Origin of the sequence: Bacillus sp. NP247 (assembly GCF_018966865.1) — a bacterium.
Lineage (GTDB): Bacteria > Bacillota > Bacilli > Bacillales > Bacillaceae_G > Bacillus_A.
Genome location: NZ_CP076653.1, coordinates 5,023,767 through 5,037,614, shown reverse-complemented (window position 1 = coordinate 5,037,614; position 13,848 = coordinate 5,023,767). Strand labels below are relative to the sequence as shown.

Annotated in this window: 13 protein-coding genes and 2 pseudogenes; 3 read left to right on the top strand and 12 right to left on the bottom strand. The window is 32.1% G+C overall.

Features of this window, described 5'->3' with window-relative positions:
* Positions 1–144 precede the first annotated feature (144 nt).
* Both gpmA and KPL75_RS26135 read right to left on the bottom strand, forming a co-directional pair.
* Positions 145–882 (bottom strand): 2,3-diphosphoglycerate-dependent phosphoglycerate mutase, encoded by a 738-nt coding sequence (gpmA, locus tag KPL75_RS26140; RefSeq protein WP_219918437.1) that lies wholly within the window; start codon positions 880–882, stop codon positions 145–147.
* A gap of 167 nt (positions 883–1,049) precedes the next feature.
* Positions 1,050–1,532: a MarR family winged helix-turn-helix transcriptional regulator gene (locus KPL75_RS26135; RefSeq protein ID WP_219918435.1), complete on the bottom strand. Its 483-nt coding sequence runs from the start codon at positions 1,530–1,532 to the stop codon at positions 1,050–1,052.
* 178 nt (positions 1,533–1,710) lie between these two features.
* On the opposite strand from KPL75_RS26135, the gene KPL75_RS27890 reads away from it, so the two are divergent.
* Positions 1,711–1,965 (top strand): thiamine pyrophosphate-binding protein, encoded by a 255-nt coding sequence (locus KPL75_RS27890; protein ID WP_375141038.1) that lies wholly within the window; start codon positions 1,711–1,713, stop codon positions 1,963–1,965.
* A pseudogene (locus KPL75_RS26130) lies at positions 1,848–2,516 on the top strand (thiamine pyrophosphate-dependent enzyme); the annotation flags it as partial. The gene KPL75_RS27890 and the pseudogene KPL75_RS26130, both read left to right, overlap by 118 nt.
* A 173-nt stretch (positions 2,517–2,689) precedes the next feature.
* Here KPL75_RS26130 and KPL75_RS26125 read toward each other — a convergent pair.
* The 9 genes from KPL75_RS26125 to KPL75_RS26085 form a co-directional block, all read right to left on the bottom strand.
* Positions 2,690–3,472 (bottom strand): class I SAM-dependent methyltransferase, encoded by a 783-nt coding sequence (locus KPL75_RS26125; protein WP_219918432.1) that lies wholly within the window; start codon positions 3,470–3,472, stop codon positions 2,690–2,692.
* 333 nt (positions 3,473–3,805) lie between these two features.
* Positions 3,806–4,213, bottom strand: a complete 408-nt coding sequence (locus KPL75_RS26120) for a VOC family protein (protein ID WP_002147959.1) — start codon at positions 4,211–4,213, stop codon at positions 3,806–3,808.
* A gap of 118 nt (positions 4,214–4,331) precedes the next feature.
* Entirely contained in the window at positions 4,332–5,042 is a 711-nt protein-coding gene (locus KPL75_RS26115; protein ID WP_219918430.1) for a class I SAM-dependent methyltransferase, read from the bottom strand.
* 106 nt (positions 5,043–5,148) lie between these two features.
* Entirely contained in the window at positions 5,149–5,910 is a 762-nt protein-coding gene (locus tag KPL75_RS26110) for an ABC transporter ATP-binding protein (protein WP_219918428.1), read from the bottom strand.
* 12 nt (positions 5,911–5,922) lie between these two features.
* Positions 5,923–8,262 (bottom strand): ABC transporter permease, encoded by a 2,340-nt coding sequence (locus tag KPL75_RS26105; protein WP_219918426.1) that lies wholly within the window; start codon positions 8,260–8,262, stop codon positions 5,923–5,925.
* Positions 8,263–8,268: 6 nt separating this feature from the next.
* A complete protein-coding gene (locus tag KPL75_RS26100) occupies positions 8,269–9,531 on the bottom strand; it encodes an MFS transporter (RefSeq protein WP_258236995.1) in 1,263 nt (420 codons plus the stop codon).
* Positions 9,532–9,577: 46 nt separating this feature from the next.
* Positions 9,578–10,213, bottom strand: coding sequence for a TetR/AcrR family transcriptional regulator (locus KPL75_RS26095; RefSeq protein ID WP_219918424.1), 636 nt, complete (start codon positions 10,211–10,213; stop codon positions 9,578–9,580).
* Between the two features lie 251 nt (positions 10,214–10,464).
* Positions 10,465–11,817 (bottom strand): DEAD/DEAH box helicase, encoded by a 1,353-nt coding sequence (locus tag KPL75_RS26090; protein WP_002012917.1) that lies wholly within the window; start codon positions 11,815–11,817, stop codon positions 10,465–10,467.
* Positions 11,818–11,890: 73 nt separating this feature from the next.
* Complete coding sequence (locus KPL75_RS26085; protein ID WP_219918421.1) at positions 11,891–12,160, bottom strand: hypothetical protein; 270 nt, start codon at positions 12,158–12,160, stop codon at positions 11,891–11,893.
* A 90-nt stretch (positions 12,161–12,250) separates the two neighbouring features.
* Between KPL75_RS26085 and KPL75_RS26080 the strand changes: the two genes are divergently transcribed.
* Positions 12,251–13,009 carry a hypothetical protein gene (locus KPL75_RS26080; RefSeq protein ID WP_219918418.1) on the top strand — a complete coding sequence of 253 codons (759 nt, stop codon included), beginning with the start codon at positions 12,251–12,253 and terminating at the stop codon, positions 13,007–13,009.
* A 44-nt stretch (positions 13,010–13,053) separates the two neighbouring features.
* Here the strand turns inward: KPL75_RS26080 and KPL75_RS26075 are convergent.
* A pseudogene (locus KPL75_RS26075) lies at positions 13,054–13,730 on the bottom strand (MBL fold metallo-hydrolase).
* Positions 13,731–13,848: the final 118 nt, after the last annotated feature.

Genomic DNA, 13,848 nt, shown 5'->3' with positions numbered 1-13,848 from the left:
AGTAAGACCTCCACCTCAAAATTCAGCAAAAGCAAAGAAGTTAGGTGGGCAGTGGGGACGAACAAAATCCCCACTGATTAAAGTTTCACTTTATCATGAATCTACATTGTATATGTAGACAAGTGTGCGTTTCAAATTTTCATGTTAAAAAGAAATATGTTTCGGAATTTCCCCTTCAGGTACTTCTCCGTCCATACTTAAGTAATAATGACGAATCGGATGTAAATCATCGTCTAATTCATAAACAAGTGGTATGCTCGTTGGAATATTTAATGAAACCACACCATCATTTGAAAGGTTGTCTAAGTATTTCACTAGCGATCGAATTGTATTACCATGCGATGAAATAATTACTTTCTCACCACTTTTTAATGATGGTGCAATTTCTGAATGCCAATATTCCAGCACTCTCTTCTCCGTATCCTCTAAACATTCCGTCAATGGGAATTCACCTTTTTGAAGTGTTTTATATCTTGGATCGTTCGCCTCATATCTAGGGTCATCTTCAGTAAGAGCAGGTGGTCTTACATTGACACTTCTTCTCCAAATATGAACTTGCTCTTCACCGTATTTTTTTGCAGTTTCTTCTTTATTCAATCCTTGTAGCGCTCCATAATGCCTTTCATTTAGTTTCCATGATTTATGTACAGGCACCCAAGTAAGATCCATTTCATGCAGAACAATCCATACAGTCCGGATTGCTCGTTTTAATACAGATGTGTAAGCAGCATCGAAAGTATAACCGTTTTCCTTTAATATTGCTCCTGCTTCTCTTGCTTCACTTAATCCATTCTCTGATAGATCTACATCCGTCCATCCAGTAAAGCGATTTTCAAGGTTCCATAAACTTTGTCCGTGACGAATAAGTACAAGTTTTATCATTATAATTCCCCTCTCGGAAATGTGAATTTTATTGTTCCATCGCGTACACGTATAAAGTATCTAGTAATGCATCTTTTTATCCATTCACTCTATGATTTATCCATAGTTGCCAAATGCATGGATAAAATTCTTTCTTTTTCAAACTATAAAGAAAGGCATATTTCTCATTATTTTTGATCAACTGGTATTTCTCTTTTCGTTATCCATGCATCATGGCCTGAACGGCTATTCGCCATTTCGTTCATAACTTGATGCCAATTCTCTTCACATGATTCACCAAATTTTGAAAAAATAGCACCCATTTGTTTTCTTTGAACATCACTTAGTTTTTTCTCTAAATCTGTACCTTCTTCTGTTAAGGATAATTGTTTTACTCGACGATCATGAGTAGCTTCATTACTTTCAATTAGTCCCTTTTCCACAAGTTGACGCAGTGGTCCGTGAAGAGCTTGTTTACTTATTTCTAATAACGATAGTAACTCATTTACACTTATCCCTGGAAAACGTGCGATAAAAAATAAAATTCGGTGATGTACTCGTTGTATACCATATTCTTTTATAATTTCATCTGGTTTTTCTGTAAAAGTTTTATATGCAAAGTAAAATAATGCTAATGCCTCATTCATCTGTTCTTCTTTATGTTGTGTCATCTACTTTCCCCCTGTATGTAAATTATACCACAATCCAGTAATCAATATTTTAATCAACGCACTGGAACTTCTTTAGTTAATTGAAATATTCATTGTACAGTTAGGAGATGATTCAATTGCAAACGCAATATACTGTAAGTACATATTTACTAGACCGACTAAGCGAATTAGGAATTGAATATATTTTTGGTTCCCTGGTGATTATAATTTAGCTTTTTTAGATGATGAACTAGCACATGAAAAGCTAAAGTGGATTGGCAATTGTAATGAATTAAATGCGGCATATGCAGCCGATGGATACGCTCGCATAAAAGGAATCGCAGCGAGGAAGTTCTTGAAATTAAGCCTTTTATCTCTGAATCATCTTTATTTACCGAAGGGTTCATTCCAAAAAAACAAATCGTTACACAAAAACGATTTTGGCAACAAATGAATCATTTTTTAAAAGAAAACGATGTCTTAATTGCAGAGCAAGGAACACCTTTCTTTGGTAGTTCCGCTATCCCTTTACCAAACAACACTACATACGTCGGGCAACCATTATGGGGATCAATCGGTTATACATTACCTGCTCTACTTGGTACACAGCTCGCTGATTTATCGCGACGTAACATTTTAATTATTGGTGATGGTTCTTTCCAATTAACTGTTCAAGAGTTATCGACTGTACTTCGTCAAAATTTAAAACCGATAATATTTTTAGTCAATAACAATGGATATAATGTTGAACGTGCGATTCACGGCCAAAATCAACCGTATAATGACATACAAATGTGGGACTACACTAAACTAGCAAATATATTCGGATCAGAAGAAAAAAGCCTAACATTTAAAGTGGAAAATGAAATAGAGTTAGCAGAAGTCTTAACTAAAATAAATTTTAATATGAATCGACTTATCTTTATTGAAGTTGTAATGAGCCAAGGGGATCAGCCTGAATTGTTAGCTAAACTTTGGAAAAGATTCGGCAAGCAAAATTCTTAAAAAGAAAAAGTGCTACTATAAATAATAACAAGCTAAGAGCTATAAAACTTGTTATTATACTCAAAATGCACAAGGAAAAGGATGGCATGTGCCATCCTTTTTGACATATATTGAACTTTCCCTATTTTTAAGACCATTCTTCTACTAACGCCCAGTATAACAAGTAAAAATTTTTAATCCATCTTTAACTTTATAGCTTTTGTAGCAATAAAAGTTTTAATATGCTTATCTAATATCCTAGTTCCACCAAAATCATCCTCATAAAAACCGGTTATAACTAAACCAGCTTCAATTTGACCTTGAATTTGGTCTTCAAGAGTATGTGCATATTCTATTGTTTGATTAGAATTCACATACTCTTGAACTTCATCCTCTGGTAAATAATCTAGTGTTGATGATGGTATTGAATGTTTAACATCTAGAATACCTTTTTGTTCTAAGTTGTCATCAAAAATCCATAGTAATGGATTTGTAAATCCAGAAATAAGAATACCTCTATTCTTTAAAACTCTTGACGCCTCATTCCATACAAGATGAACATCTTTTACAAACAAATTAGAAACAGGATTTACGACAATATCAAAATATTCATCTTCAAAATCACTAAGGTCTGACATATCTCCTTGTACTGTTTTTAAAGTTAACCCCTCCCGTTCCGCTACCTTTTTATCTTGTTCCAACTGCTTTCTTGATATATCAGTAACTGTTACATCTGCTCCAGCAGCAGCTAGAACCGGCGCTTGTTGCCCTCCACCTGATGCTAAGCACAGTATCTTTAATCCCTCTAATGACTTTGGAAACCAATCTCTAGGAACTGATTTTTCTGTGGTGACTGTGATTTCCCATTCACCTGATTTACTTTTTTCGATAACCTCGCTACTTACAGGCTGCGTGTATCTAGAACCTTCTTCAACCTTCTTATCCCATGCATTACTGTTTTGTTGAGTTGTATCCATTATAACTATTCCCCCTAGCTATCTTGTTACATTTTAAGTGTAAGATCATTAACTATTTATGCTTTCCTTTTTCTATTAGCCTGCCTAATAGCGAATATACACTTTTCTATATTTATATTAACAGATAAAAAGCGGTAAGAAATATAAAATATTCCAAATAGAAATAAAATTTAGTGTTTAATTAATATAACAGTAGAATTAGTGAGTTTTAAACAACTCACTTACATATAAAAAGGCGTTCCAAACCTATTGACGGTTGGAACACCTTTTTATATATTATTTAAATTTTTAACCTCTTCACTGAACTCATTAAACAAATAAATTACAATTTATTTATTCAGCAAGTGTTAACTGCCAAGACACACCATACTTATCATTTAACCAACCAAACTTTTTACTAAATGGATAAGCACCTAAAGGCATAAGAATTGCTCCATCTTGTGCTAACTTATTAAAAACAGTTTCAATTTCTTCTTCCGTTTCACAAGTTACATAAAGTGACATAGCCGGAGTGAATGTAAAATCATGCTTTACATAACTATCGATACACATGAATTCTTGACCATTTAACGTGAATGTTGCATGAATTACAGTTCCCTCTTTACCAGGTCCCTTTTCATCGTAACGAGAGATGTTTACAATTTCTGATTGATCAAATAACGATGTATAAAAATCCATCGCTTCTTCAGCTTTTCCCTCAAACATTAAAAACGTAGTGATTTTTTGATTTGTATTACTCATTTAGAGACATCCCCTTGTTATGTATTTATACAAAACATACATCGGATAATAAAACCGAACGTATATTCTTGTAAATGTATTGTCTATAAAAATGATGAGTTTGTCAATTATCTATGTTTTATTTCTTCTTAAATAATGCTGTCCAAAGAAATGATTCTCCGAACATTTCATTCGGTTGTTCAATTTGCTTCATCTTTCTAATTTCAATTACTTCAAATTCTTTAAATACTTCTCTTAACTTTTCTTCCGAATATGCCAGTCCACCTTGTAAACTCCAACCCCTATATACATCCCAATCTGTTATTTCTGATCCATTTCGTTCATCCAGATCACCTGCTGCAAAACATGTTAATCCGAAATAACCACCAGATTTCAATGAGTTATTAATTAAATCGACATAATTCATTCTTCTATGCGGTGGAATGTGATGCAAACAGCCCGAATCGTATACGAAATCAAATTCATTTTGAGCACCTAAATTAAAAATTGAATCACAAATAAAGTGAATTTCTATTCCTTTTTCTAATGCCCTCTCTTTCGCCCAATTAATACCTTCTATAGATAAATCTACTGCTGTTACATCAAATCCCTCATTCGCTAAATAAATTGCATTTCTTCCTGGACCACATCCAAGTTCTAATACTTTCCCTTTTGAAACACTCTCTTTTTGTATATACGAAACTAGATTCTCATCTGGGACATTTTCAAAAAACGGAACATCTTTTTCTCTATTCACATAAAATTCATTCCAAAATGGTTCTGCAGGTCTTAATAATGAATCAAGCATTTTTAATATATCTTCTTGTGTACGTAGCGTTTCATTTTTCATTTATACCCCTCCATAATCAATAGTCAGAAAATTATTATATCTCTTTTTGAACTTTCAAACAAAGAAAAAACTCCTATATTCAATAGGAGTCAAAAATATTATCTCTTTAAAATCCAAGTACAGTTAACCATTTTAACAATTTCTCTTCTCGCACCTTCAAATCATCTTTTCTATACTTACCCATCTGTATTTCGCTAACAATTTCTCCGTCCACCATAAAAAGAACTCTTTCTGTTTTAGCTGCTACCTTTACGTCATGAGTAACTAGCATAATTGTAGTTCCCATACGGTTTATATTTGCTAAAATATCCATTACCTCTTCTGTCGCTTTTAAATTCAAAGCACCCGTTGGTTCGTCAGCAAAAATAATATTAGGTTTATTTATGAGCGCTCTACAAATAGATACCCTTTGTAATTCTCCTCCTGATGCTTCAGTTATATTATTAGTTGCAATTTGACTAATTCCCGTTTTCTTCATCAATTCAAGTGCACGTTTATTTATTATTTTCCTGCTCTCAACTTTTGCTAAATACGCAGGCAAAACTATATTATCAAAAAGATTCAAATTTCTAAGAAGATTGCTCTGTTGAAAAATAAATCCCATTTCGCTGAGTCGTAATTTTGCTAACGCCTCTTCTTTCATACATGTTATTTCTTTACTATCAACTTTCACACTTCCTGATGACATTCGATCCATTCCGCTAATATTATATAGTAACGTCGATTTCCCTGAACCAGAAGGTCCCATGACCGATATAAACTCTCCCTCATAAATCTCTAAGTTTATATTTTTTAACATATGGTAAGTTTTATTTCCATCCATTGCGTATTTTTTATTTAATTGTTTTACTTCTAAAATTTTTTTCAAAATACACACCTCCTACTCCCCATTTAGCTTTAAATCACTTGTTTGTTTCACTGTAAAACTACTGAAAAGTGTTGCTGCGGTCACAGATATAAATAAAATAGCTGGACATACTACATAAGAAATGATCGGATTAACAACAAACTTTATGTGAGCTGCTCCCATAAATGAACCTAACCAGCTTATTAGTGTTTCTCCAAACGTAGCAGCTATAAATGTCCCTGTTAAAATACCTACTAATACTATAGCAATAGAACGAGTAACATATTGTATACGAATATCTTTGTAGGAAAACCCGATACTTTTCATAATTAATATTTGCGAAGAATCTTTTACCAATAACATTTTAAAAAACATCGCAGTTATTAAAACCGATATCAATATAGCAATCAAAATTGCCACTTGTGTCACGAGTCTTAACTGTTTAATCGTCTCTCCTAAAGTTTGAGATAAATAATTATCCGTATCTGTTATTTTTGCAGAATTAAAATTTTGTTTATACTCCTTCACTTTTTCTTGCAGATTCACTTTGGGTTTCATATCTACATTTACTACGTACCATAATATATTTTCTTTATTGTAAGAAAAACTCGCTTTAGCTGTTTTCCCTCCATTCGTTACATCTTGATATATACCACTAATAGTTAGCATTTTCTCTTTTCCTTCTACAAATAAAACGATTTCATCCCCTATAGTCTTTTTTAATTCATCTGCGTTCATATAAGAGAGAGCGATCTCATTTTCATTTTTTGGTGCCATACCTTTAACATATTCTATTGGAAATTGGGTGAAGTCTCCCACTTCTACATTTAAATTTCCATTTGTACTATCAGCTTTCACCATTTTAAATGTACTCGTTACAAATGCTGCATATTTTTCTACTTCTTCATCATTTCGTATATATGAAATTACGTCCTTAAATCGTTTCTCTATATTTTCAGATTGCTGTAAATCTATTCGAATATCACTTTTTCCTGTTCCCATGTAATTTACAAACTTCGGTGACTGAATCGTATACAAAAAGTTAACAGGTACAACAATCATGAACACGGCTATGATTAAAACGATACTTAATACGCGATATAACTTAAAGTGTTTTACTACATCTTGTATACCAATAAATATATTTACATTTGTAATTTTAGTTTGAGAGAGAGAAAAAAACCTTCTAATCTTTCTTTTTCCTAGTTTATCTCTTGATCGTAAAGCGTCTATTGCTGTAATTCTCCTGAAATTCCGCAAAATGATGCGGCAAAAAAGGATAACGGCTAGAAATAACAATGTTGTGACTATCAATGGCACAACATAATATAAAATACTTTTATTAGCTGTCCCCATATAAAGTGCGATGTTAGAGGTAAATATTTTTGTAACAAATAACGAAAGGATATATCCACATATACATCCGATAGCGGAAATAACAACATATTTTGTTACATATAGTTTTTGAATATCTTTACTTTGAATGCCGATAGCTTTCATAACACCAATTTCCCGATAATCTTCTTCCATTGAAGTCATAATCGTAAATCTAATACATAAAATCGCGATTAGCATTAATAATGCACTTATTATGATAAGTACTGCAGCTATTATTCCATCTGTTAATGAATTGAGTGTTTTAAAGAGTGAATACGTAATAGAGGGACCTTTTTGAGGTAAGTTTGATGACTGGTATAAAGTTTCAAATTCATTTATTTTATTTAAATCTGTTAGCTGGAATTCAATAAGATATTCACTTTCTCTAAAATTCCCCTTTATTCTTTCGAAGTCTTCATCGCTTATTACAAATCGTTTTGAACTAACAAGTGATGGGTTCATTTGAACATCACGAACAAATGCCGAAATAGTAAATTCTAGCTCATTATTATTTTTAACAACCCAAATTTTATCTCCAATACGCAAATTATATTTTTGCATATAATAAATTGGTACACCTATTTCCCCTTTCCTAACATCGATCAATTCATTATTTAAATCTAATAAAAAGTCAAAAATAGTATTTTGCTTAACGAAGCTAATGTCCATTACATTATTATGTTCCGCTTGATTTTTCTTCTTTATAAAAATGTTAGATTCGCCTATTTGAACCATCTCAGCTGTTTGCTGTTTTTTTACAAAAGGAGTTTTCGCTACAAATGAATCGATTGACTTTTGATTTATTTCTCCGGCATGCATTTGTACGAAGTGCGGTGCGTTTGATACTTTAAACAATTGATCCATCGAGTTCAATAGATTTATAACATTACTTGAAGCACTAGCCATTAAAAGACTTGATAACATGATAAACATAAATAAAATGGTAATTATCATTTTATTTTGAGAGAAATCTCTTTTTAACATTCTCCTAATCATATTAAGCTAGTTCCCCTCATTCCATAATATTTTCTTCGTCACTATCGCTATTATTATCATTATGAAACTAATAGCTACTATAGGTAAATAAATTTTCATACTGTATTCTTCAAACATAAAACCATAAATGACTTGCCCAATTGGTGCCATACATTGAGATACCGCTGTTATAATTGCCATTACTTTTCCTAGGTTTTCATTTGGTGTTTTCTTTTGGACTACAGTAATTACATAGATGGATACAATTGTCATGATCATTGCAATTAAAATAGAAGAAAGTATAAAGAGGATAAATGGTGGATAGTATCCTAAATTAAGAATAAAAGGCGTAACTGATAGTGCCATTGGTATTACTAATAATGCTATTAAAAGCATCCAGTAAAACAATGTTTTCATCTTCAGCTTTTTCGCAAAAAAACCTATTGATAATGCACCTACAATAGTAGCAAAATCGATTAATCCCATTCCAATTCCGTATAACGTGTCGCTACTTTCCATTGTTACTCGTATAATAATTGGAGTACCAACAACAAATAGTGGTGTCAATATTAAATTTAGTAATGCAGCTAAAAGCATAGATTTCAAAATAAATGGTTGTTTTAAAACATATATAAATCCTTCTTTCATATCCTTTACAATTGTCGGTATTATATGGCTTTCTCGTGCTCTTTTTATAAAAGGTATTGTAATAAACATTTCTAAAATCGCAGATAAAAAGAAAGCAAGACAACTTATTATTACGAGCATTTTCAAACCAATTATGCCGTACAATATTCCTCCTAATACAGGAGCTACTATATTAGATAATGCTTGCACACCATTTACGATACCGTTCGCTTGCTCTAACTTATTCTCTGGAACTAATTGCGGAATACTCGCCATTACAACCGGTGAGTACATTGCACTAATGACTGCTAGCAAAAACATAATTGTTCCAATTAATAGAATAGATACAGATCCAGTAAATAACAAAACTATAAAGCTTAATACAATCGCAGCGTTTATAAAATCAAAAATAACCATTAAATTACGGCGATTGAAACGATCTGCTATTGCTCCGCCGAGAGGGGCTAGCAAAAAAGGAATACTCGTTACCGCATATAATCCTGCGAATATATCAGCACGCCCTGTTATATCTAACACATATAAAGACAGGGCAAAACGCAAAAGTGTTGAACCTAAAATAGTAATAATTTGCCCACTCACCATTAAGTGAAAATCTTTCATAGAAGATTTTATACTTGCTGGCATCCTCATCACACCCTTCATTCGATTCAGACCGACTGTCGGTCGATAATATCCAAACAGAAAATTACTATTTCTGTTTGATTAAAACCTCCACCATGTAATCAAAGGCTCCCTCTTTCGCTCCAACAGATGCTTCCATCATTTTAATATAAGCTTTAGCTCTCCTCATCATTTCTTCCGGCTTCCACTGGAATAACCCCTCATCAAATATGACTTGTGCTGAAGAGAGTAATAATTCAATCGTTTCTTGTGGGTATGGAGTAGAAAATATGCCTTCAGCGATTCCTTGTTCTAAAATCTCTGCTAAAACAGGAGATAAATGAATAATTGATTGTACTATACTTTTTTGATGCATTTCCGCATTATTTGGCTGATGAAATTGTTCAATCATTTTATCTTTTACATCTCCTGATTTTGGTGATTGTTCCATTAAAACTCGAAATAACTTATCTAAAACTGGGATATTAGGATTAGAGACAATTGCTTTTGCTTTAGCAACATCTGCTTTAATAATCCTTATAATAATTTCATCCATTACTTCTTCTTTCGACTTAAAATAATGATAAAACGTCCCCTTTGCTATACCAATCTCTTTTAAAATGTCATTTACTGTAGTTTTCGTATACCCTTTTGTAACAAACAAACGTTCAGCAGTTTCTAAAATTTCATTTCTACGCTCCCCATATTCTTTTACGATCCTCATCGATGTACTCCTTCCTACGGACCGACTGTCGGTTTATTTAAAGTATATGTTTAGTATGTAAAAAGTTTCCTGTTATTGTACATATACAACATCCTACTTTCTATTTCCTTTATGAATTTTAATTTTTTAATACGGTGAATGAAATTTTAAAGGTTGTTTCTATACAATCACCCTTGTACTTATATCGACTTCGTTGTATAAAAACAAAAAAGAGCCGCAACACTTTGCGACTCTTTTTGTATAATAACTATTTAACGGCCACGTCTTTGCTGACCTTGTTTTGTACTACTTTTCTTATTACTTGGCTTATTAAATGATCGATTGTTATCATTTCTCGAACTATTTCTTGAATCGTTTCTTGGACCACCTTTTGAACCACTTCTTGAACCTTCACGGCTATCTCTTTGACGATATTGACCTGATTTCTTTGGAGCCGGCTTTTGTACCGGTTTTCCATTTTCATCTACATTTTTTATCATCGGTTGTTCGATTATTTGTCTTTGTATTGGTGCACCAAGCGTTTTTTCAATTTCTTCTAAATGTTTTTCATCTTTCGCTGCAACGAACGTAATTGCAAGACCTGATCCACCTGCACGTCCTGTTCGGCCAATGCGGTGAATATAACTTTCTACATCTTCAGGGATATCAAAGTTAAATACGTGCGTTACACCATCTACATCAAGTCCACGAGCTGCTACATCAGTCGCAATTAAGTACTGAATTTTAGCTTCGCGGAAACTCTTCATGACTCTTTCACGTTTCGCTTGAGGTATATCACCATGAAGTTCAGCACAATTATAACCTAGTCCTTTTAAATTATCATACAGCTTACTTACTCTAACCTTTGTACGACAGAAAATAACTGCTAAAAATGGCTGATCACGATCCATAACAAAACGAAGTGCATCTGGCTTTGCACGATCTGTCGTCTCAATGACACGCTGCTCAATTGTATCTACCGTTACTTCTTCACTTTGTACTTGAATCATTTGCGGCTCTTCCATATAACGTTTCGCCAATTTTTTAATATCTTTTGGCATCGTTGCTGAGAATAACATCGTTTGTTTACTATCAGGTGTCTCATCTAAAATATCTTCAATATCATATAAGAAACCGAAATAAAGCATTTGATCCGCTTCATCTAGTACAATTGTTGAAAGATTACTTAAATCAATTGTTTCACGACGTATATGATCTAATAATCGTCCTGGTGTCGCAACAACTATATGTGTATTACCTTTTAATTTTCTTAATTGTTGTGCTACATCTTGTCCGCCATATATCGCTAGTACATTAATATCTTCTCTTTGAACAAGCATTTTTTTAATTTCAGTTGTAATTTGCAGTGCTAGTTCCCTTGTTGGTGCAACAATTAAAGCCTGAACATCACTAGACTCTGGATCGATTTTTTCTAAAATCGGTAACACGAATGCTAACGTTTTACCCGTTCCTGTTTTCGCCTGCCCAATAATATCTTTACCTGACATAATAACAGGAATTGCCTTCTCCTGAATCGGTGTTGCTTCTGTAATTCCATTTTCACGTAATGTATGATTAAAAGTTTCACTAATTCCTAATTCTAAAAAGTTTTTCAAATAGACCACTTCTTTTCCTTATTTTTCACATTAGCTTTCATTGTACCATTTGTTTCGCCAAATATGAAAAATAAAAAAATTCTTATCTTCTTTTTTTATATTCATCCTGTACTAGATGAACAAATTCTTTTTGTTTTTTCTCGGAATTTATTATTGCTTCCATATTTGTAGAATTCAAAATATACTTCTTGATTTTCCTATTACTCCAAATTAAACTTGTATACTTTGTATCTTCGTGTAACTTTCGAAACCACTCAAATTCGCTTAATTTTGCAATATGATGTTTTAATTTCATATCATTTCGAGGATAAAACAAAATAATATCTGCAATTACATCAAATAAAGAGCTCATAATCTTCCCTCCTATGACTTCTATTACATATATACGTTCCTTTACATATATATTTGAGATTTATGGAAATATAGTTAGAGGGTGATAAAAGTGAACACTAAATTAATAAAGATTTTTTGCATATTTTTCTTACTATTTTTTCAATCCATCTCAATTATTATGGCCAAATCTCAAACCGATGTAATAAGTAAATTTAAACATGCTTTACTCAAAAATAACGAGAAATTAATGCAGTCATATGTAACAGAAGGGATTAAACTACCTACATTTCCAAAAGATAAACATTTTCATGAAATTGTAGAGATTCAATCTCCTAAAGAAGATACTATAATTCTTATCGCTTATTTCAAAGACATTAGTGATGTGTGTACTATTGGTTCCATTTTAGAAATCGTAACAAAAGACAATAAAATATCTCAAATTAATCAAATTTATAATGGAACGAATCCGTTTATGAAAGAAGCTACGATTGTAAAAGAATATGAAATGAAGTGTAAGCAGCATATACTAACACCTACAAAATTCCCGTTCGAAATTCAGGGATTTCACGGTTACATCTATAACGATTACTTGGAACTACATTACTATAATGATGATATTAGTGGAATTTTAAAAATCACTGTTTCACCAGTGCATAATAAATTAGAGCAATATGTACATAGAGGAACAAAATTCTATCATTTAAACAATAATATAAAAGCATTATATAATCCTCATTTTGATTTCGCATATGAGCTTCTATTTCAAAAAGATGGTTTTCAATATAAAATTGCAATTGGTAACAAACTGCATATAAAAAGAGAATTCAATGTTAATGATTTGATTCAAATTGCAAAATCTATGAATTAAAAAAACGATCTTTTTATTTTAAAATAGATCGTTTTTTTATTATTTTATACAGTGAATTTCCCTCCATGATAGCAATCATACCTTGTTGCTTTAAGATTTTTAATCTCCTTTAAAGACTGCTCCGCTTTTTCTATATCTAAACAAAAGTTCGGATTCGCAATTACTAATTTCCGATTATCTTGAACAGCTGCATCTCCCGTAATTACACAATCCAAATTTGGAAAATATAATAAAATATGCCCCGAAGTATGCCCTGACGTCTCCAGTATTTGACATTCATTATTCAAAATCATTTGACCATCATGTCCTTTTTCATCAACAGGAATATGACTTACATTTTTTAACTGCTGTATAAACCATTCACCAAATTCCTTTTCTTCATTTTGCATATGTTCTAGCATTTCTTCAGCTTGAACCAACCTCTCTGATTTTATATCACCACTAATATAGTTAGATTCAATTTCACTAGCAATAATATTAATTTGAGGATATCTCACTTTGAAATCGTATAAAGACTCTATATGATCGTCATCATAATGAGTAATAATTATATTTTTTAAATTTTTCATCTCATATCCATGTTTTAAAATTGCATCTTCAATTAAAGGTGAAAAATTTGTATAACCTGTATCTACTAAAGTTAATTCATTGTTTAATACGATTAAGCTCGGATAAATAGATTGTTTCTCCCGTTAAATTCGAATTCAATTGGTAGTTCTATTAGCTTCCCCCATACCGCTTATTAAATGTTTAATAATAACTGAATCGTCTACATATATTTTATTATACATGCCATGTAACAAAACAATGTGAGTCGTTTCATATCACCTTCGCTTAAC